General features: G+C 60.3%; 19 protein-coding genes and 1 riboswitch. Of the genes, 4 read left to right on the top strand and 15 right to left on the bottom strand.

Features of this window, described 5'->3' with window-relative positions:
- Positions 1-156 precede the first annotated feature (156 nt).
- Positions 157-1764, bottom strand: coding sequence for a hypothetical protein (locus tag ABEG21_RS25905; RefSeq protein ID WP_347558465.1), 1608 nt, complete (start codon positions 1762-1764; stop codon positions 157-159).
- A 686-nt stretch (positions 1765-2450) separates the two neighbouring features.
- Here ABEG21_RS25905 and ABEG21_RS25900 point away from each other — a divergent pair.
- On the top strand, positions 2451-3617 hold the full coding sequence (locus tag ABEG21_RS25900; protein WP_347558464.1) for a LacI family DNA-binding transcriptional regulator: 1167 nt from the start codon (positions 2451-2453) through the stop codon (positions 3615-3617).
- Positions 3618-3638: 21 nt separating this feature from the next.
- On the opposite strand, the gene ABEG21_RS25895 is transcribed toward ABEG21_RS25900, so the two are convergent.
- The 4 genes from ABEG21_RS25895 to ABEG21_RS25880 all read right to left on the bottom strand — a co-directional run bounded on the left by ABEG21_RS25895 (position 3639) and on the right by ABEG21_RS25880 (position 7060).
- Complete coding sequence (locus ABEG21_RS25895) at positions 3639-4601, bottom strand: biotin-dependent carboxyltransferase family protein (RefSeq protein ID WP_347558463.1); 963 nt, start codon at positions 4599-4601, stop codon at positions 3639-3641.
- Complete coding sequence (pxpB, locus tag ABEG21_RS25890; protein WP_347558462.1) at positions 4598-5455, bottom strand: 5-oxoprolinase subunit PxpB; 858 nt, start codon at positions 5453-5455, stop codon at positions 4598-4600. The genes ABEG21_RS25895 and pxpB overlap by 4 nt, the downstream gene beginning before the upstream one ends.
- Before the next feature lie 205 nt (positions 5456-5660).
- The gene (locus ABEG21_RS25885) at positions 5661-6095 is read right to left on the bottom strand and encodes a VOC family protein (protein WP_347558461.1); all 435 of its coding nucleotides are present in this window, start codon (positions 6093-6095) and stop codon (positions 5661-5663) included.
- Positions 6096-6274: 179 nt separating this feature from the next.
- On the bottom strand, positions 6275-7060 hold the full coding sequence (locus ABEG21_RS25880; protein ID WP_347558460.1) for an amino acid ABC transporter ATP-binding protein: 786 nt from the start codon (positions 7058-7060) through the stop codon (positions 6275-6277).
- 219 nt (positions 7061-7279) lie between these two features.
- Between ABEG21_RS25880 and ABEG21_RS25875 the strand changes: the two genes are divergently transcribed.
- Positions 7280-8314 carry an aldo/keto reductase gene (locus tag ABEG21_RS25875; protein ID WP_347558459.1) on the top strand — a complete coding sequence of 345 codons (1035 nt, stop codon included), beginning with the start codon at positions 7280-7282 and terminating at the stop codon, positions 8312-8314.
- An 86-nt stretch (positions 8315-8400) separates the two neighbouring features.
- Here ABEG21_RS25875 and ABEG21_RS25870 read toward each other — a convergent pair whose 3' ends face one another.
- Positions 8401-9759: an aspartate aminotransferase family protein gene (locus ABEG21_RS25870; RefSeq protein WP_347558458.1), complete on the bottom strand. Its 1359-nt coding sequence runs from the start codon at positions 9757-9759 to the stop codon at positions 8401-8403.
- 156 nt (positions 9760-9915) lie between these two features.
- A riboswitch (cyclic di-GMP riboswitch) is annotated at positions 9916-9996 on the top strand.
- Positions 9997-10080: 84 nt separating this feature from the next.
- Here ABEG21_RS25870 and ABEG21_RS25865 point away from each other — a divergent pair.
- A complete protein-coding gene (locus ABEG21_RS25865; protein WP_347558457.1) occupies positions 10081-10986 on the top strand; it encodes a spherulation-specific family 4 protein in 906 nt (301 codons plus the stop codon).
- Between the two features lie 105 nt (positions 10987-11091).
- Here ABEG21_RS25865 and ABEG21_RS25860 read toward each other — a convergent pair whose 3' ends face one another.
- The 3 genes from ABEG21_RS25860 to ABEG21_RS25850 form a co-directional block, all read right to left on the bottom strand.
- Positions 11092-12588, bottom strand: coding sequence for a sugar porter family MFS transporter (locus ABEG21_RS25860; protein WP_347558456.1), 1497 nt, complete (start codon positions 12586-12588; stop codon positions 11092-11094).
- Between the two features lie 232 nt (positions 12589-12820).
- Positions 12821-13249, bottom strand: coding sequence for an organic hydroperoxide resistance protein (locus ABEG21_RS25855; RefSeq protein ID WP_347558455.1), 429 nt, complete (start codon positions 13247-13249; stop codon positions 12821-12823).
- 183 nt (positions 13250-13432) lie between these two features.
- Positions 13433-13927 (bottom strand): MarR family transcriptional regulator, encoded by a 495-nt coding sequence (locus tag ABEG21_RS25850; RefSeq protein WP_347558454.1) that lies wholly within the window; start codon positions 13925-13927, stop codon positions 13433-13435.
- 219 nt (positions 13928-14146) lie between these two features.
- On the opposite strand from ABEG21_RS25850, the gene ABEG21_RS25845 reads away from it, so the two are divergent.
- Complete coding sequence (locus ABEG21_RS25845; RefSeq protein WP_347558453.1) at positions 14147-14905, top strand: tail fiber protein; 759 nt, start codon at positions 14147-14149, stop codon at positions 14903-14905.
- A gap of 43 nt (positions 14906-14948) precedes the next feature.
- On the opposite strand, the gene hydA is transcribed toward ABEG21_RS25845, so the two are convergent.
- The 6 genes from hydA to ABEG21_RS25815 form a co-directional block, all read right to left on the bottom strand.
- Positions 14949-16430, bottom strand: a complete 1482-nt coding sequence (gene hydA, locus ABEG21_RS25840; protein WP_347558452.1) for a dihydropyrimidinase — start codon at positions 16428-16430, stop codon at positions 14949-14951.
- A 239-nt stretch (positions 16431-16669) separates the two neighbouring features.
- Positions 16670-17338, bottom strand: coding sequence for an amino acid ABC transporter permease (locus ABEG21_RS25835; protein WP_347558451.1), 669 nt, complete (start codon positions 17336-17338; stop codon positions 16670-16672).
- 4 nt (positions 17339-17342) lie between these two features.
- Entirely contained in the window at positions 17343-18020 is a 678-nt protein-coding gene (locus ABEG21_RS25830) for an amino acid ABC transporter permease (protein WP_347558450.1), read from the bottom strand.
- Positions 18021-18024: 4 nt separating this feature from the next.
- Positions 18025-18834: an amino acid ABC transporter ATP-binding protein gene (locus ABEG21_RS25825; RefSeq protein ID WP_347558449.1), complete on the bottom strand. Its 810-nt coding sequence runs from the start codon at positions 18832-18834 to the stop codon at positions 18025-18027.
- 23 nt (positions 18835-18857) lie between these two features.
- Positions 18858-19706: a transporter substrate-binding domain-containing protein gene (locus ABEG21_RS25820; protein WP_347558448.1), complete on the bottom strand. Its 849-nt coding sequence runs from the start codon at positions 19704-19706 to the stop codon at positions 18858-18860.
- 216 nt (positions 19707-19922) lie between these two features.
- The gene (locus tag ABEG21_RS25815) at positions 19923-20870 is read right to left on the bottom strand and encodes an N-carbamoyl-D-amino-acid hydrolase (RefSeq protein ID WP_347558447.1); all 948 of its coding nucleotides are present in this window, start codon (positions 20868-20870) and stop codon (positions 19923-19925) included.

Raw genomic sequence — 20870 nt, 5'->3', positions numbered from 1 at the left:
TGGACGCGGAAACAAAGGTCTTGCCGCATTCGGCGTATGCCTGCGATGCGGGTCGTTTCGGATACTGTACAAACATACAGTAAATTTAGCAAGTGCCGAATGCGCCCCTTCGGATCGCGCGTATGCGTCGGGGGCGCCGTGACTGCTGCTTTGCGGTCAGCGGAATCGTCGAAACGCCGCGAGCAAGGTATCCGCGAGTGTCTTCATATCGGTCGCCCTCGGCCGACGCCCTCGCGTGTCGAGGCTGGAATGGACGCTCGCGGAGGACGGAATATCGACGCCGCGCGTGGACCCATCGGTTGGTCGTAGGCCGGGCGTGTGCGAGATGCGCTGTTTCATCGCCTTGAATTGCGTCGAGGTCCTGGCCAGATCGTGCAGTGCGTGCAACTGATAGGCGGCGCTGTATTTCGCGGCCTCGTGTAGCAGGGTTTCACTGATTCCCGTCAAGCGCAACGCATCTTCATTCAACGCCGGTAGAATAAATTCATCGTACGGGCGGCCGGAGCGCGCAGCTTGCAGGCTGGCGTTAGCGACCCCGGATTCTATCCCTTGAATCTTGAACAGACTGGGGAGGGCGACGAACTGTTTTTGGCCGTGCTCTGCTTCGCGCGTGCAGACGTCAACCTGCAATTCGTAGGTGCAGCCATCGAGATGACCGTATTGGGCACGCATATCGACAGGGACTTGGATCGTCGGACTTTCGATATATTCTGATATGACATAGGGCATGCCCGCAACCGTGTTGTGCCTGTCATAGACGCGTGCGACTTCCGCGATCGAACGCGTGACCAGATGCGAGAAAGCGACCGCGTCGAATTGCCCTGGTTTTACGACAATCACACCGTAGCCCCCGTTCGTCCCGGTGGGCTTGCAGACGCACCCTAGCCCGAGATTAGAAAAAATCTGTGCCGTTGCGATGAGCGCTTCGACGGATTCGCATGTCGCATAGGTGATCTCCCGCGCGAGCGCCGGGAATTGCGTTCGCGCCTGTGCCCACGCCTCGCTAACGAACAGGTTGTGCGCGGCATAGGCTAAGGCCTTATTTGTCCCGAGGTCGATCATTGGCCCGATCAGCGTTTTCTCACAATCGATCGGTCCACTTTTCTTTTGAACGTAGTGCGCAAACTGCTCATTGATGATGCAGTCGACCCGGCGCCCTGAAAAAAATACCTCTCCCTCCAAGACGGTGAGGAGCGAACGGTGGGTCGTGCCGTGAAGCGCGGCGCTATGGAGTTCGTTGGAATACCCGACGACGATCGTCGGGTTGTCCCGCCGCTGGGAGGCGATGTCGCTCTGTTTGCTGAGCCATTGACTGCGTCGGAACCCCAAGACGTTACTGGACCGCCCTTCACGTCTAAAGCCATCCGCAATTTGATCCGCGACCCAAATCTTTTCGCCGATACCTGGATTGCTCCATCGATCGAACAGGCCGAGCGCGCTTGACGGCCCGTCGGAGGAGGCGACGACGATAAGCGGTGATTCGATCGTTGATAATTTCCTGCCGATGCCCTGAAGCAGGTCCGAGATCAGCCTCACTTGCGGCATCGGTGCTCTTAGTACGCCTCCCCGGCCGCCGGTGTTGTCTTCGAGCTTCGATAAGCCGATCGAACCCTTGTTCGCGCGATAGGGGCGTAGATCGATCGCATTGCCGATATAGCCTTCGAGGATTCGGCTTCCAATCAGGTCGATCGGAATATCCGTGGCCGAAAATGCCAGAATTTTATGGGCGAGCTTCTCGTCCTGCGCATGTCTGGTCAAAGACACGTTCGACCAGTCGAGGTGCTCGCATAACTGGGAGGTTTGCCACAACGAATCGATATGGATTTTAAGATGCGCGTCAGCGCTGCGCCCATCACGGATTCCAATGGGCGCGCGTGGCGGCGGGGCGGGGGCATCGTGGTCCCCTCTCGCAGGATGCTCGTCGTCGTTCGAGGCGGCAGGACGGATGGGGGAGCACGCGCAAATGTCTTTTGCCGATAAAGGTGTGCCGCATTCCGGATCGCTACGGGACAAATCGATTCGCATGATATTCCTCGCGCTAGCCTATCGTAAAAATAGGGCATCGTCCCCTGATCTCGTCCTAGCTCGTCTCATTAAAGAATGACGGTGCCCTATGCTGAATGCTTTGGAACATCGTGCCTTTAAATGCGATCGACGTTATCGCGTTTCCGAAGCAGACGGAATGACGACGAAGGAGACGTCGACGAAGAGGCAGAGACATGCGGCTGGCAAGCCGCACGCCTGGCCACCCATTGTTCGCGTCCCACGTCGGTATCGACGCTGCTGATGAGCGTCATCGGACGTCGAATGGTCTTCGCATTCGTTGCGGGCCCAGTCTGGACACGATGCATTGCCGGGAATTGCCGCGATGTCTTGCTGAGGTCGTGCAACCACGATTCGATGCGGCGGTTTTGCTTGAAACCGCTGCCATCGGCTACAATCGCGCTGCCATGAGCACAAAACGTCCGCCCCGTCCGCCGCAAAATGATGCGGCCATTCCTGATGCCGCGCCTGACGCGCCGTCGTCCTCGTCACCCGTGTCGACCCCTCTCGTGCTCGCATCCGGCGCGTCGGGTGGACAGGCCTTGTTCGATGGCGACTTCACGCGCGTCGCACTGATCGACGTTGCGCGCCGTGCCGGCGTCTCGACGGCGACCGTGTCGCGCGTCCTCAACGGCACGGCTATCGTGCGCGAAGAGAAGCGCGACGCGGTGCGCAAGGCCTGCGAGGATCTCGGCTATGTGATCAATGGCGCCGCGCGTGCGCTGTCGTCCCGGCGTAGCAAGACGATTGGCGCCGTCGTGCCGACATTGAAGACGCAGACCTTCTCGCGGATGCTGACGGCATTCCAGCAGCGCGTCCACGAGGAAGGCTATACCTTGTTGCTTGCCAGCTCGCAGTTCGATCCGCGACTGGAACTCGAGGAAGTGACCAATCTGCTCGAGCACGGTATCGACGCGCTGATGGTCGTCGGGCATACGCACGATCCAAAGATGTGGCAGCGGATCGCCCGCAGCCGCACGCCGTGCATCCAGACTTTGTCGTTGGACCCCGAACATCCGAGCCTCGGCTTCGACAACGCCGAAGTCGGCCATCAGATCGCCGACCATCTGGTCGGTCTGGGCCACCGGAGCATAGGCGTGATCGTCGGCACGCCGTCGACGAACGATCGCGTCTCCGAACGGAACGCCGGGATTCGCAAGCGCCTTGCAGAGGCGGGATTGACGCTGCCGGAGGAACGCGTGATCGCCGATGCCTTCAGTCTGGACGAGGCGCGCGAGGCGATGCTGCGGCTATTGGCGCAGCCGGGTGAACGGCCGACCGCCATCATCTGCGGCAACGATCTGCTGGCGTTCGGCGTGCTGTTGGCGGCGCAGTCATCGGGGCTACGCGTTCCGCAGGATGTCTCGATCGTCGGCTTCAACAATTACGACTTCGCGGCGCACCTGTCGCCGCCGCTGACGACCGTCAACGTGGATCTGGTGCAGGTAGGGACGGATTCGGCCGACTATCTGCTGCGGGAATTGCGCGGGCGGCCGCGCACGGCGTTGCCACGCATTCGCACCGAGTTTGTCGTGCGGGGCAGTACCGGTCCCGTTGCGAAACCGGTGGCCTAGACTCAGATCAGCGTGCCTGCATCAAACGGTATAGCGCTGCCAGGCTGCTTCGCGCACCTGTTGCAGCGCCGCGGCACGAGCGCGTAAGGCTCGATGCGCGGTGCCGAGATCGGTCAATTCGAAACGAACCGTATCGCCTGGCGCACATTGCGCCAATTTGCCGAGATCCGCGCCGATCACTTGCGCAATTTTGGGATATCCGCCTGTCGTCTGACGTTCCGCCATCAGCACGATCGGCTGGCCATTCGGCGGTACTTGCATCGCCCCGAAGGTGATGGCCTCGGACAGAATATCCCGCTTGTTGGCGCGTTCCAGGACCGGCCCCTCGAGCCGATAGCCCATACGGTCCGACTGCGTCGTGATCTTATACGGCTGTCCCAGCAGCATGTCCCGCGCGGCGGTGTCGAAATGATCCCATTCTCGGCCAGGCATCACGCGTACCGTATCGCCAACCTGTTCGGCAAGCAAGCCGTCCAAAGCGGCGCTTTCGAACGGCAAAGCCGGCAAATCGATGGCGTGTGCCAGGGCGCGCAGCGTGTCGCCGGCCTTCAATGCGCGGCCTTCGAGCCCACCGACGCGACCCCGCAGATAGGTGCTGGCGCTGCCCATGAACATCGGCGCGTCCAATCCGCCGCGTACGGCAAGATAGCAGCGCACGCCGCGCACGCGGCGACCAAAGGTCAATTGCTCGCCGGCCTTGACACGCGTGGGCTCCGCCTGATTGACCGGAATGCCGTCGATCTCCGCCGACAGGTCCGCGCCGCACAGCGCGATCACCGTCTCCTCGTTGAAGCGCAAGACCGGGCCCAGCAAGGTGATTTCCAGCGTGGCGGCGTTTTCGTCATTGCCGAGCACGAGGTTGGCCAACGACTGCGACAACGTATCCATCGCGCCGGAAACGGACAGGCCCAGATGCTGATGGCCATAGCGGCCCCGATCTTGCAAGCTCGTCAACATGCCGGGTTTCAATACGGTGATCGTCATACGGACTGCTCCGCGGCAAGGGCTTTGAATGCGTCGCCGCTGATGGGAACGAACTTCACGCGGTCACCCGGGGACAGCAGGAAAGGAGATGCCGAATCGGGATTGTAGAGCCGCAGCGGCGTTCGTCCGAGGAGGTGCCAGCCGGTAGGCAGATCGAGCGGCATGATCACCGATTGACGATTGGCGATCGACACGGTGCCGGCCGGCACGAGCATGCGCGGGCTTGCCCTGCGCGGCAGCGCGAAGCGCTCGTCCCACAGCCCGAGATAGGGCGCGCCCGGCGCGAAACCGACCATGAATACGCGCGCATCGGCGCCGCTGTGCGCGGCGATCAGTTCCTCGGCACTCATGCCCGTCGTGCGCGCGATATCGTCGAAATCCGGGCCGTATTCGCCGCCATAGCAAACGGGGATTTCGACGATTCGTGGCGCGATGCCGTCGCCACGATCATCGGCCGCCAACAGGGTCTCGATTTGGCGACATAGCGCGTCGTACGGCATTTCCTCGACGTCACCGGTTGCTTCGGCCAATGGATGGGCGGGGCCGCAGGCGATGTGATGAGGCAGATAGTGCACGGCGACACCGGCGAACATCGGGACGACATCGACCACACCGCGGATTGCTGCAGCACGCACGCGATCGGCAAAGCGACAGGCATGCAGATTAATGTCGAGCGCGATCGTCTGACCGAATTCGACAATCAGGCAATGGTCACCGGAGGGCATCAGTCGGGGATGTGCGACGGATCCGACCGCGGGGTGTTCCTTTGCCGCCGTCGTCACATCGACGACTGGAGCGGCATGGGCATTCGCCGCTGCGGCCGGCGTGGGCGTGGCCGCTTCAATTTCTGACATGGGTTTTCTGAACCAAGGGGAAACAAATACGCCGCGTTGATTTCCGCACGACGTCGCATCGCGGATTAGCCTAGGCCGTATGCCCGGGTCGTACGAAGCGTTACGGGCCTAGTCTAACGCAACGAAATTCGGCTGTCCGACGGGCACGTTAGCGCTGCTTTCCCAGTACTTCAGAAGGGCTGCGAAGGGATAAGTCGGGCCGGCCTTACTTCGCGAACAGCGACGCGATATTCTTAAACGCCTTGAATTCCAGCGCGTTGCCCGACGGATCGTGGAAGAACATCGTGGCTTGCTCGCCGACTTCGCCCTTGAAACGGATATAGGGCTCGATGACGAACGTCGTCCCTGCTGCAACCAGACGATCGGCCATTTGTTGCCATGCTTCCATCGGCAACACGACGCCGAAGTGACGCACCGGCACACCATGGCCGTCAACCGCGCTCGTTTTAGCAAGACCGCATTCAGACGGTGCGAGATGCGCGACGATCTGGTGACCGTAGAAATTGAAGTCGATCCATTCGTCGGAGCTGCGACCTTCGGAGCAGCCGAGGACGTTGCCGTAGAACTGGCGCGCGATCGCGATGTCGTGCACCGGGAAGGCAAGATGGAACGGAGGAATGACCGCGGTTGTTTCGCTCATGATCGTCTGACCGGCTTGCGCCGGCCTTGCTGAAATAGTGTGGGGATGTCGGCCGCAGCACGGATGCGCCGCCGACATCAACCATTCTATGCATGCAATTCAGTGTTGAAAAACGATATTAATTATTGATCGAGTATCAACATTTTCGATCAATCGCGGTGCGGTCCCGCGCGCGACGATCAGTGCAGAATCTGTTCCAGGAAGCCGCGTGCCCGATCACTCTTGGGCTGAGAGAAGAACGATTCCGGGTCCGACTGCTCGACGATGCGGCCCTGATCCATGAAGACCACGCGATCGGCCACTTCACGGGCGAAGCCCATTTCGTGCGTCACGCACAGCATCGTCATGCCTTCCTCGGCCAGCGTGCGCATGGTTTCGAGCACTTCCTTGACCATTTCCGGGTCGAGCGCCGACGTCGGCTCGTCGAACAGCATCACCTTCGGCTGCATGCAAAGCGCGCGCGCGATGGCGACGCGTTGCTGCTGTCCGCCGGACATCTGCGACGGATATTTATGCGCCTGATCGGCGATCCGTACCTTTTCCAGATAGCGCATCGCCAGGTCCTTCGCTTCCGCCGCTTTCATGCCGCGACCATGGACCGGTGCGATCGTACAGTTTTCGAGGATAGTCAGATGCGGGAAGAGATTGAAGCTTTGGAATACCATGCCGACGTCGCGGCGCACGGCCGCGATGTCCTTCGTGTTATCCGTCAACACATGCCCGTTGACCTGAATCAGGCCGCCGTTGTGTTTTTCCATGCGATTGATGCAGCGGATCAGCGTCGATTTCCCGGAGCCCGACGGCCCACAGATGATGATTTTCTCGCCTTTCTGTACGTCCAGATCGATTTCCGACAACGCCTGGAACGTGCCATATCGCTTGTAGACGGCTTCGAGGAGCACGATCGACGAGCGTCGGCGCAAGGCGGTCACGGTGGAAGCGGGGCTTTCTTGAATCTGCGACATCAGGTACTCCGGCAATCTCGATAACAGGGTTTCTCCTTATTATCCAGATACAAAACGCCTATGCAAAACGTAACGCGTTACGTAAGTGCATGATTCGGGGGACACGTGCCCGGCGTTGGATATCCGCCGCAGTTGTGGCGCGCTGAAAGAATGGCCGATGCACCGTAAAATTGCCTTGGCTTCCTTTACCTGTGAACCCATAACGGAGAGAACGTGACGATGGAATACCGCAAACTTGGTCGATCGGGCCTGAAAGTGCCGGCATTGAGCCTGGGCACCGGAACGTTCGGCGGCGCCGGCAGCGATTTCTTTCAGCGTTGGGGTACGACGGAAGGCGAAGAAGCCCGCCGCCTGGTGGATGTCTGCCTCGACCACAGCTTGACTTTCTTCGATACCGCCGATGTGTACTCGAATGGCGCATCGGAAACAGTGCTCGGCGAGGCGCTGAAGGGACGCCGGGATAAAGTCCTGATTTCGACGAAGGGCACGTTCACGAGCGGCGAAGGGCCGAATGGCAAGGGCTCGTCGCGTTACCATTTGATCCGCGCCTGCGAGGCGAGTCTCAAGCGTCTGCAAACGGATCATATCGATCTGTATTTCATGCATGCCTTCGACGCGTTGACGCCGGTGGACGAAACGCTGCGCGCGTTGGACGATCTGATGAGCAGCGGCAAGATCGGCTATATCGGCGCCTCGAACTTTTCCGGCTGGCAGGTGATGAAGTCGCTCGCCACGTCGGAGAAGTACGGCTTGGGTCGCTACGTGGCCTACCAGGGCTATTACTCGCTGCTCAGCCGTGACTATGAATGGGAGCTGATGCCGCTGGCGCTGGACCAAGGGTTGGGCACGATGGTCTGGAGCCCGTTGGGATGGGGGCGTCTGACAGGCAAGATCCGTCGCGGGCAGGCTGCGAGCGAGGGGCGTATCGCCACTGGCGGCGCGGCGGGTGGACCGCCGGTGGACGAGGCACGGCTGTTCGACATCGTCGATGTGCTCGATGCGATTGCGCAGGAGCGTGGCAAGACGGTGCCGCAGGTGGCGCTGAATTGGCTGCTGTCGCGCCCGTCGATTGCCAATATCGTCGTGGGGGCACGCAATAGCGAGCAGCTGCTGCAAAACCTCGGCGCGCTCGGATGGACCTTGAGCGTCGAAGAGATCGCCCGTCTGGATAGCGTCAGCCAACAGACGCCGGTCTATCCCTACTGGCACCAGAAGGATTTCGAGGAACGCAATCCAAAGCCGACGGTCTGGTAAAAAAGCGCGGGGCGTTGGCTGGCGCCCGTTTTCGCGCCGCCGCGCCCCCGCGTATCGTCGGATCGCGGGTGTCCAGGATCCTTCGATCAGTCGATTTCGCGTAACACGGCGCCGATCGTCGAGAAGACCTGATCGATCTGATCCTCGTCGATGATCAGTGGCGGCGAGATGGCAAGAATGTCGCCGGTGCAGCGGATCAACAGACCCCGTTCGAGGCATTTCAGGAAGGCCGCATAGCCGCGCGCGCCCGGCGCGCCGTCGCGTGGCGTCAAGTCGATGCCGGCGACGAGACCGAGATTGCGGATATCCCGAACGTGTGGCGCGTCGCGCAGCGCGTGCGCCGCCGTTTCGAACGTTGACTCCAGACCCGCCGCGCGTTCGAACAGACCGTCGCGTTTGTACAGATCGAGTGTGGCAACCGCCGCCGCCGCCGCGAGCGGATGCCCCGAATAGGTATAGCCGTGGTACAGCTCGATCGCATTTTCCGCGGCGCCCTGGACTACGGCATCGTGCACATGACGGCCTACCGCCACGGCGCCCATCGGTACCGCCGCATTGTTGATCGCTTTCGCCATCGTCAGCAGATCGGGCGTGACGCCGAAACGGGCGCTGGCCGTGGATGCACCCAGCCGACCGAATGCCGTGATCACTTCATCGAAAATCAGCAGAATGCCGTGTTTCGTGCAGAGCGCACGCAGTCGTTCCAGATACCCTTGCGGCGGTATCAGCACACCGGTCGAGCCGGCCATCGGTTCGACGATGACGGCGGCGATCGTCGAGGCATCGTGCAGGGCGACTAGCCGTTCGAGATCATCGGCCAGATGGGCGCCTCGTGTCGGTTGTCCTTTCGTGAAGGCGGCGTCCGGATCATAGGTATGCGGCAGATGGTCGACTTGCGGCAGCAGACTGTTTGCGAAGGTTTTACGGTTACCGGCAATCCCGCCTACCGACATGCCGCCGAAATTGACGCCGTGATAGCCGCGTTCGCGACCGATAAAGCGCGTTCGCAGCGGCTCACCTCGGGCGCGATGATAGGCGAGCGCGATTTTCAGTGCCGTATCGGCCGACTCCGACCCCGAATTCGTGAAGAAAATGCGATCCATCCCTTCGGGCATGAAGCCGGCCAATTTCGTTGCGGCCTCGAACGCCAGCGGATGGCCCATCTGGAAGGGCGGGGCATAATCCATCTCGGCCGCCTGCTGCGCGATCGCGTCGACGATTTCCTGCCGACCGTGCCCTGCATTGACGCACCAGAGACCCGACGTCGCGTCCAACACCTGCCGATTATCCAGCGTCGTGTAGAACATGCCTTTCGCCGCCTTGAACAGGCGTGGCGCGGCCTTGAACTGACGATTGGCGGTGTAGGGCATCCACAGATGGGAAAGGTCGGGCGCGTCCGCCGCAACGGAGGAGGGCGGTAAGGAGGATTCAGTCGTGGTTCGCATGGCGGCTCCTGGGATTGCCTTCCATCGTAATGAATCAAATTGCGATCAGCCCCATACAGTCGGTGTTTTTCTGACCGACTGTACTGTGTTTATTACCGACATCGTATTGGTAAAACGGGTTTTCCCCACTAAAGTTCCCACCGAACCTGACGATAACCTGTCAAAGGGCAAACCCGGAGCGATCCGGCGACGCAAAGCTATAGGGACTCCACGTGTTGGAGTTAGCCAGTTGCCTGCCGCCCTAATCGGCAGGCCAATCGATGCAGCGTGCCCCGTTTCATACGGCTTGACCGCTTGGGGGGCGTGCATCAGGAGGCAGAGATGGACGTCGTACGTCATTCCGGAACAACCGTGCCGCGCGCCCGTGCGCTTCGTTGCCTAATCGATTACGCCGGTCACGGCATGCTGCGTCGAATCGCGTCGCGTGTATCGCGCTATGTGGGCATGTCGAGCCTGGCGTTCATGGTCATCGCGGGTCAAAGCCAGGCAGGGGCGGCCACAACGACGGTGAGCGTCTCGCCGCTTGTCATGCCGCTGACGGTTCCGGCCTACTTCGACCCGGTGGGAAAGGGCCTGGGCTTATGGAATGATCTGGCCACGACCGCAACGAAGGTGGCCACCACCGTCATCTTGAATCCGAACAGCGGTCCCGGCAAGTCGATCGACGCCAGCTATACGGCGGCGATCGCGAAGGTGCACGCCGCCGGCGGCAAGGTGATCGGCTATGTCTCGACGTCCTACGGAAAGCGTTCCTTATCGACCGTCGCGACAGACATCAATACCTATCTTTCGTATTACAAAGTAGATGGTTTCTTCATCGACGAGATGACGTCCGATGGCACGACGGCGCATATTCAGTACTATCAATCGGTGTATAACTACATCAAGGGGATGTCGCCGAAGCTCTCGGTCATGGCGAATCCGGGCACCGATATGGCTGAACAGTATGTGACCCTCCCGACGGCGGATCAGTTCGTCACCTTCGAGGATACGGCGAAGAAATACGCGAAATACACGCCGCCAAAGTGGCAGGCGAACTATCCGGCCGGGCGTTTCGTGCACATGGTGATTGGTGCGACGGCGGCAGAGATGCCGGCCATCGTGTTGTTCGCGGCCACGCACCACGCGGGTAGCCTGTTCGTCACATCGACCGGCATGCCGAATCCGTATAAGAACCTCGGGACATACTGGAATGACCTCGTGGCAAAGGTCCTGAACGTCAAGTAAAAAGAGAACCGGAAAACCGCTCAGGCCCCTGCAACGCTCTCACGTTGAAGTAGCCTGCCGCGTTGCGCGCGTTGCGCGCGTTGCGCGCGTCGCGCGTGGTGCGGCTTAGCTTTGCAGTTCGGTTTGGGAGAGGTGTTTCTGTAAATGCCGCTCCAACTGTTCGAGCGATTTACCGCGCGTTTCCGGCAGCATCGTGCAGACGAACACGAGCGAGCAGACGTTCAACGCCGCGAACACGAAAAAGGTATAACTGCCCAGTGCCTGCAAGGCGATCGGGAACGCAAATGCCACCAGCGCGTTGAAAATCCATTGGAAGGCGACGGCCGCGCCGACCAATACCCCGCGCAGACGCAAGGGGAACAGCTCCGACATCAACAGCCAATACACCGGCGAAATCAGCATCTGCATAAACAACAGGAAGGTCATGATCGCGGCCAACGCGACATAACTGCGCAGCATCGATTGCGGCATCCATGCCATCACGGCCCCCAGCAGTATCTGCATGATGACCACGGCCACGAGGCCGACGATCAGCATCGTCTTGCGGCCCGCGCGACCGATCAGCCAGATCCCGATAAAGGTCGCGATCACGGCGATGACGCCGTTGCCGATGGTGGCAGTGATGGCGGCGTTCGTGCCCATGCCGGTCGAGCGCAAGATGATGGGCGTGAAGTACATGAAGGCGTTGACGCCGGTGAATTGAATCACGAAGCCCAGGCCGATGCCGATCACAAGCAGCTTGCGGATCCAGGGCGTCGCCCATACTTCGGCCCAACCCGCCTGGTCCCGCTCGATCGCGTTTTGCTGCTTCATTTCCTGCATTTCTTTCTGGATCTGCTGCTCGCTCGAACGAATCCGTGTCATCACCTCGTGGGCTTCCTGTTCGCGCCCTTTGCTGGCCAGCCAGCGCGGCGACGCGGGAACGAAGAAGAGCCCGATGAACAGCAGCGTGGACGGCACGATCGCGATGGCCAGCATGTACCGCCAAATATGGGGGGAATGCGCCAGATGCGCGAGAATGGCGTTGAGCACGTACGCAAACAACTGACCACTGACGATCATCAATTCATTTTGACTGACCAGACGCGCCCGTCGGCTCGGTCCCGCCATTTCCGCGATGAACACCGGAACAGTGGCGGATGCGCCGCCCACCGCCAGACCGAGGATAAAACGCATGACGGTCATGATGGAGACCGACGGTGCCAGCGCCGTACCCAATACGCCGACGGTAAACAGCAAAGCCAAACCCATCAGCGTCGTGCGACGCCCGTATTTATCGCTGAAATGCCCTGCGGCAAGGGATCCGAACGCGGCGCCGAACACCAGCGCAGAGGTCACGAGGCCCTCCGTGAAAGCGTTCAAACCGAGCCCGCCCGCGGAACGCGGCTGCGACATGAAGGGCAGCGCCCCTGAAATGACACCGGTGTCATAGCCGAATGCCAAAGCGCCCATCGTTGCGACCATCGCTACGCGAAAGACGAAACGGCTTTCCGGCGAGTGCGGCGGCGTTTGCTGCGGGGACGATTGCGGCGACAGTTCCGGCGAAGAGGGCGTTGCGGCGTTTGCGTCGTTGAGATGCGGCGAACGTGGTGAGGCTGGCATGTAGTTTCGAAACCTATCTTCTAAATGGACTCATTCATCTTAACCTGACCTTTCCTCTCTTTGCTGCAGCGCACCCAGCGGTAGGCGTGCGGGAGCCCGCTTAGCCCGGGGCGCGGCAATGTGACGCTGCCAGCGCTGCCGCCTTGCATCGCGCGCACTTCGGCAGCCGTGCGGCGGGACAAAAAAAAGCACCCGAAGGTGCTTTTTGCTATGCGATCGAGATCGCAGCAGATCAGGCCAGCGTCAGCGTCACGTCGATGTTGCCGCGCGTTGCGTTCGAATAGGGGCAAACCTGATGCGCCTTGTCGACGATGTCTTGCAGCTTTGCACGTTCGACGCCGGGCGCACTGATCTTCAACTCGACGGTGATGCCGAAACCGCCCGGAATCTGACCGATACCGACGCTGCCTTCGATCGACGTATCGGCGGGCAGAGCGAACTTTTCCTGACCTGCGACAAACTTCATCGCGCCGATGAAGCAGGCCGAATAACCGGCGGCAAACAGTTGCTCCGGATTGGCCCCTTCGCCGCCGGCGCCGCCCAACTCGCGCGGCGTGGTCAGCTTGACGTCGACCGACTTATCGGACGTCGTGGCGCGCCCATCGCGGCCGCCGGTTGCCGTTGCGTGACCGGTATAGAGGACTTTTTCGGGAGAAGCCATGGTGATACTCCTTTTCACGTGAATGACGACGGATCCATGTCCGTCTTGAAATTTAGTGCGGCGCGAATTCATCATCGTTTTTCGCGAAGGTGGCACTCGCACACGGCACGCCAATTAAATCGACTACGATTAAATCGTGTACTACTTTTTAGCAAACACACAGGCTACAACAATACAGCGACATCATGTACTCGACGTGAACCGCGCCAGCTGCGACCGCAACGCTTCCAGCTCCTGCTTCAGCGCGCTGAGTTCGCCGACATTGCACCCGGTGGCGCAGAGAACATGCTCCGGTATTTTCTCTGCCTCTGCCCGCAACGTTGCGCCCTCGGGCGTCAAGCGGATCAGCACTCGACGCTCGTCGTTCGGCGCACGGGTGCGCGTGAGGAGGTCGGCGCTTTCCAGACGTTTCAGCAACGGCGTTAGCGTGGCGGAATCGAGCGACAGACGTTCGCCAATGGCGGACACCGTTACCTCGTCACGCTCCCACAAGACCAACATCACCAGATATTGCAAATACGTCAAATTCAGGCGCTTCAGCAAGCCCCGATACAACTTGTTCATCGCAAGATTCGTCGAATAAAGCGAGAAACATAGTTGGTTTTCCAGGGCCAGAACATTGAACGGCGTCGTATCTGTCGTCTTTGCTCCGCCGGCGGTCGTGTGTTTGCTGTCCATGAATCCATATTAGATCGTGTGCGATTTGATTGCAAGCGATTTATTTCGAAAGGCGGTTTGCGTCGACGGTGCGGAGATCGATGAACGATCCACGGACTGGCCTTTCGGGAGGCTTACAGCGCGCGGGTCGGGTTGCTAGAGTTTGCCATGCGCGCCGTAGACCGTTTGGACCAACGTCTAAGGCGTATTGCGTCACTACACAGTCAGGGGATCATCGAGATGCAAAAGGGAGAATTGGCCAAGAAGATCGAAGACGCCCGAACGGCGTTCAAATCTGGCAACGTGCCGACGGAAGGCGACTTCACCGGCTTGATCGATGCCGTTGAAAATGGCGGCTTCGTCAAGGGCATGATAATGATGTTTGCCGGCAAGAAAGCCGATGTTCCGGCCGGATGGGCGCTGTGCGATGGGAGCCAGGCGCCGGCACCGGATCTATCGGGGCGTTTCATCGTCGGTGAGGAAGCCGAGCATATGGGAACGCGGCGCAAGTACTCCGAGGAACGGATGCCGTTGAACGCGCCGCAGATCGCGGTGAAGACGGCTAGCTTCACCGCTTCCATCGTTGGGAGTACTGAGAAAACGGCGTTGACGATACCTCAATTGCCGTCACATCATCACGTGGAAAGCACTATTTCGGCAGGTGCGTACGAAGATGGCACGTTCGCGACCGTCAATCCGGGAACGTTCCGACACGAGACGGAGATCGATCGCGCCATCATCTGGACCGATCAGGAACCAGACGCGTCGTTCGCGGTGGCGAAATTCGATATCTACGATAAAAAGCGCATATTGGGAAACCGCCAGAGCAGCCAGGAGTTCTGGCACGCGTTTCGGATGTTTGCGCCGCGCACTTCATTCGTGGGGAATGACGAAGGGCATGCCCACGCCATCAAGTCGCTTCGGATCACGCCCGATGCTTCCACGAACTTCACGGTTGCGCCACCGTACTACGCACTGGCCTTCATCATGAAATTGTAAAGGGCGGGCGAGGAGAGGGGAGGCCGATCCTCCCCCTGTGCGATCAGGCTTGCGTCGATCCGCTGTCGACTTGCTTGAACAGATGGCGCAGGAACGATGCACGTTCGCCCGGCGGCTTCGCATTTGCGACCGGTTCGGGCGTACCGCGCGGGATCTTCCAGCCACGGCCGGCTTCCGCGTTCAGCGTGCCCTTGTCGATGATGACGTCGCCACGGCTGATGACCGTTTCCGGCCAACCGGTCAGTTGCTGACCTTCATACGGCGTATAGCCGACGTTGTCATGCAGCATGTCCGCGCTGACGGTCACTTGCTTGTCCGCATCCCAGATGGCGATGTCGGCATCGGCACCCGGCGCGATGGTGCCCTTGCGTGGGTAGAGGCCATACATCTTGGCGTGATTCGTCGATGTCAGGGCGACGAATTGGTTCAGGCTCAGGCGGCCCTTTTTCACGCCTTCGGAGAACAGGATCGGCATCCGCGTTTCCAAACCGGGCAGCCCGTTCGAGATCTGCTTGAACGTCGTATCGTCGCCGTGCGGCAGCTTGCCGGTCACGTCATAGCGGTACGGTGCATGATCCGATGAGAACAGCGCGATATTGCCGGACGCCAGGCTTTCCCACATGGCTTGCTGAGAGGCCGGGTCGCGCGGCGGGGGGCTGCAGCAGAACTTCGCGCCTTCGGTTCCCGGCAGGTCCAGGTCGTCCGCCGTCAGTATCAGATACTGCGGACAGGTCTCGCCATGCACCGATGCGCCCATCGTCTTGGCGCTGTGAATCACGCGTGCACCGCCTGCGCTGGAGACGTGCACGATCACGACCGGCACTTCCAGCACACGCGACAATTGGGCCGCACGGTTCGTCGCTTCGTCTTCTGCAAAGACGTCGTGGGCGACCGCATGGTATTTCGGTGCGGTATAGCCGGCATCGATCAGCTTGCGCGCGATCCAGGAGATGACGTCGTCGTTCTCCGCGTGCACCATCGGCAACGCGCCTTCGCGTGCCGCGACGGCGAAGACATCCAGCAATTGCTTGTCGTTCAGCTTCATCTTTTCATAGGTCATAAAGACCTTGAAAGACGTGATCCCTTCGCGGACCAAGACCGGCAAATGCTCGTTCAACGCCTCGGGCGTCGGATCCGTCATGATCAGGTGATAGCTATAGTCGATGACGGCCTGCGGCGCGGCGAGTTTCTCGTAATCGCGTGCGATCTGCATCAGCGACTGACCGCGATGCTGCGCCGCAAAGGGAATGATCGTCGTGTTGCCACCGTAGGCGGCCGACACCGTCGCCGAATACCAGGTATCCGCGCACATGATGCCCATGCTGGACAATTGCTCGACGTGCGCGTGGCTGTCGATCCCGCCCGGCATGACCAGCTTGCCGGCTGCCTGGATATCACGCTTGCCGGCAGGCAATTGCGAGGCGACGGCGACGATACGCCCGTCCTTGATCCCCACGTCGCCGACAAAGTCCTCGGACGCCGTGACGATACGTCCGCCGCGGATGGTCAAATCGAAATCGTTCATGCTTTCCCCAGTTCGCGTGCAGTCCGTCGACGCTCCGGAAGCCCTCCCGCCCGCTACCGGATCGAGATCGACGATCCTTGATGAATATGTAATATCTTACCAGCCATGCCACGGACCGGCGACGCTTTTTCCAAAATACGAAAGCGCGCGATGGTCACTTGCAACGCTGTGTACCTCGTCCCTAACGCGGGCCGTGCCTTTTTCGGGCTCATGCCTGAACCGGCCAGCCCGATCGCGGTTCAACCCGCGTGCTTGCGTTCGAAGCGGCGGAGCAGGCGTACCAGCGGCCATAGCATCGCCAGGTAAATCAATGCCGCCAGCATGATCGGCGACGGGTTGTACAGCAGCGATTGTGCATCGCGCGCCACGCGCAGCAGTTCCGGCAGCGCGACGACACTGGCGATCGTGGTGAGCTTCACTACTTCGATGGTGTTGCTGATCAACTCGGGCAGGACGTTGCGCACGGCTTGGGGCATCACGATCAGCAGCGTGGTCTGCGCGGCGCTCAAACCGGTCGAGCGCGCCGCTTCCTGCTGGCCTTTCGGGATACTCTCGAAACCCGCGCGCAACACCTCGCCGTAATAGCTCGAGTTGTTCAGCATGAAGCCGATCGCCACCGCGACCAGTTTCGGCATATCCCATCCCAGAAAGGGCGCGCCGAAGTAGACGAAGATCAACAGCACGAGCGGGGGAACCGCACGAAACAAATCGATATAAGCGGCCAGCACCAGACGCGCGATCCGCGAACGCAAATGGTGTGACAGTACCGCGACGACCATCCCAGCCGCAAAACCGCACGGAATCACCAGCAGCGATAGACCGATCGTCATCGCCAGGCCGTGCAGCAGGAAAGGCGCAACCTGGACGTAAATGCCCCAGTTGAAGAAATTGTCGAGTATGGCTTGCATGAGGTCAGACCCGCCAGGTAAAACGTTTTTCCAGCCAACGCCCGAACAGCACTAGCGGGATGAAGATGATCAGATAGCCGAGCGCGCCCATCGTCAGTGGCGTGGCACTGCCGAGATTGCTGCTGGCGGATTGCGCGTTGTTCAAGATTTCGTTCAAGGCCACGACCGAACCCAACGCGGTGTTCTTGGTCGTCGAGATGGCGCGGTTCGTCAATGGCGCGATGACCAGGCGGACCGCCTGCGGCAGGATTACCAGACGCATCGTGTTGATCCAGCCCATGCCGGTCGAACGGGCGGCCTCGGCCTGACCTTTCGGTACCGAGACGATGCCGGCCCAAAACAGCTCCTCGGCGAAGGCGGCGAGTACAAGCGCAAGCGTGAGCCACGTCGATTGGAAGGCCGAGAACGACAGCCCGATCGACGGGAAAGCGTAGAACAACATCATGATCACGATCAACGGCGGCAGCGCGCGCAGAATATCGGCATAGCCGACGATCAGCACGTCCAGCCAACGGATCCGCAGCGAGCGGAGCAACGCGAGCACCAGGCCGCCCGCCAATCCGGTCACGATGACCGCGATGCCGAGCTCGAGGGTGATCACCATGCCCTTGCCGATATCCGGCAGTACCGTCTTGGCGATGGCGCCGTTGAAAAACGCGTGTTGCAGTGCGACGAGATCCATGATGTCAGCCCGCCACGATCGAAGCGGCCGCGGTCTGCGGCGGCGTCGTAGCGACACGACCGTGGTCATGCGACTGATTCAGGAATGACGACAGGAAGGCACGCGTACGATCATGCTGCGGTCGCGTGAAGATCTCTTCCGGCGGACCTTCCTCAACGATGACGCCACCGTCCATGAAGATCACGCGGTCGGCCGCTTCACGCGCGAAGGCCATTTCATGCGTGACGACGACCATCGTCATGCCGCTCTTGCTCAGCTCGCGCATGACGTTCAGCACGCTGCCCACCAGTTCCGGGTCCAGGGCGCTGGTCGGTTCATCGAACAGCACCAATTCCGGCTCCAGCGCGATGGCGCGCGCGATCCCAACGCGTTGCTGCTGTCCGCCGGACAGTTCGCCCGGCTTGGCTGCTGCTTTATGTGCCATGCCGACGCGTTCGAGCGCGGCCATGCCGCGTTTCGCGGCTTCGGCCTTCGGCAGTTTCTGCACATGACGCAATGCCAGCGTCACGTTATGCAAGACGTTCAGATGCGGATATAGATTGAAGTGCTGGAATACCATGCACACTTTCTGCCGCATCTTGTTCAGGTCGACACCGGGCCGATTGATATCGGTCCCGTCGATGACGATCTGGCCCCCGGTGGCTTCTTCGAGCCGGTTGCAGCAGCGCAGCATGCTGCTTTTGCCGGAACCCGACGGTCCGATCACGGCGACGACTTCGCCGGGCCGGACCCGGAGGTTGACCCCCTTCAGCACCGCGTGATCGCCGTACGACTTCTGCAGGTTGACCAGTTCGAGGATGGGGGTGTTTTTCATATTGCGAATCTCAATTCAACCAATCAGTTGCAGACGACCTTCACCGGCGTCGCGTCATAGCCCGGCAGGTCAGGCACGCCTTGTCCCGGCACGATCTTGACGGACGGGGAGTTTGCATCCGGCGTGAAGCCGAACCACTTCTGCGCCAGCTTGACGACGGTGCCGTTCTGCTTCAAGCACTTCAACGCCATCGAGATACGGTCGCGGCCGGCTTTGTCGTCCGGACGGAAGGCGAGCGACCACATCAGACCTGTCGTGATGGTATAGGTCGTCTTGATCTGCGGATTTTGCTTGGCGGCCCATGCCTCCACCGTATTCCCTGCCATGTTCGCATCGGCGCGCCCGGCCAGCAGCGCCTGGATCGCGTCGGCATTGCTGCCGTAGACGTCGTACGTGAAGCCGTACTTTTCGGCGTTCTGGCTCGCCCACACGTCGTAGGAAGAGCCCTTGTTCACGGCGATCTTCATGCCTTTGAGGTCTTCCAGCTTCGTGATCGGCTTCGCGTCTTTTTTCTGCACGAAGGTGTAGTCGGAGTTCAGATAGCCTTCGCTGAACAACAGCGATTTGGCCTTCTCCGGCGTCACCGTGACCGGTGCCAGGATGAAGTCGTATTTTTTGGACAGCAGGCCGGGAATCAAGGCCGAGAATTCCGTGCCGTCGACTTCGATTTTTTCGTGCAGTTGGGCGGCGAGGGCATTACCCAAGTCGATATTAAAGCCTTGAATGCCACCGCCCAGCGTGCGCATGGCGTGCGGTGCATAGTTGGCATCCACGCCGGTCTTCAACGTGCCTTCCGCGTGTGCGCCCAGCGCCGTCAACGAAAAGAGGACGGCCAGGCCCGCGCTCACGCGATTCATACGGAAAAACGTCATCGAACTAACCCCTTTTTATAGGAAAAATATGCTGTTTCGCGTTGACGCGAAGTGCGACGTGGTCGACCGGCTTACTTGTCCCGTTTTGCTTCGGCGCGTGACTGAAGTCACCGGGCCGTCTTGCGCCGTACCGAAGTAATCAGGACATGGCGCCATGATATCCGCGCCAAATTAACCTCTTGTTATGCTTTTTTATGCCCTGGGTATGCGTCCGCGCTATGCCTTCGGTGGCAGTTGGACACCCACTTGGTCGACGATGCGACGGTAGTGTCGCGGCTGGCGGTGCATCTCGAAATTGAACATCTTGGTCTTTCCCTGTTGGCAGGCATCGAGATCGATTTCGGCGACCAGAACCTCGTCTTCATGGCTTTTAGCCTGGGCAACCACTATGCCGTTCGGGTCGACAATGCAGGACGCGCCAATCAGCCCGAAGCCGTCTTCGACGCCGGCCTTGGCGACGCTGATCGCCCAGGTAGCGTTCATATACGCATTGGCCTGCGTCGAAACCATCGAGTGGAAGGTCCGCAACGCCTCGTCTTCGGCCGTGCCGCCGTTCGGATCGTATGCCGCCGAGTTATAGCCCATCACCATCAATTCAACGCCTTGCAAGCCGTATTCGCGCCACGCTTCCGGCCATCGTCGATCGTTGCAGATCAGCATGCCCATGATCGGTGCCTTCCATTCCTCGGCACCATAGAAGGCCTGGAAGCCGAGGTTGCCGTACTCGAAATAGCGCTTTTCCAATTGCTGCACCGGTTCCCCGATGCGCGGTTCGACCGAGCCCGGCAAGTGCACCTTGCGGTAGTGGCCCAGAATTTCACCGTCCGGGCCGACCGTGATGGCACTGTTATAGTGATGGCCGTCCGGCGTCAGTTCGGCATAGCCGACGTAAAAGCCGATCCGCAGCGCCTTTGCGCGCTCGAATAGAGCGGCGACTTGTGGATTGGGCATGGCAGGTTCGAAATAGCGGTCGACCTTGTCCTGCTCGAGGAGCCAGCGTGGGAAGAAGGTCGTGAATGCCAGCTCGGGAAACACGACGAACTGGGCACCTTGCGCGGCGGATGTCTCCAGCAGCGCGATCATGCGGTTCAACGTCTGCTCCCGGCTGTCTTGCAAATGGATAGGGCCCATTTGGGCGGCAGCGACGCGAAAAAGTCGGGACAT

Source organism: Robbsia sp. KACC 23696 (assembly GCF_039852015.1).
Lineage (GTDB): Bacteria > Pseudomonadota > Gammaproteobacteria > Burkholderiales > Burkholderiaceae > Robbsia.
The sequence above is the reverse complement of the archived record's forward strand: the minus strand, read 5'-3'. Positions and strand labels throughout refer to the sequence as shown.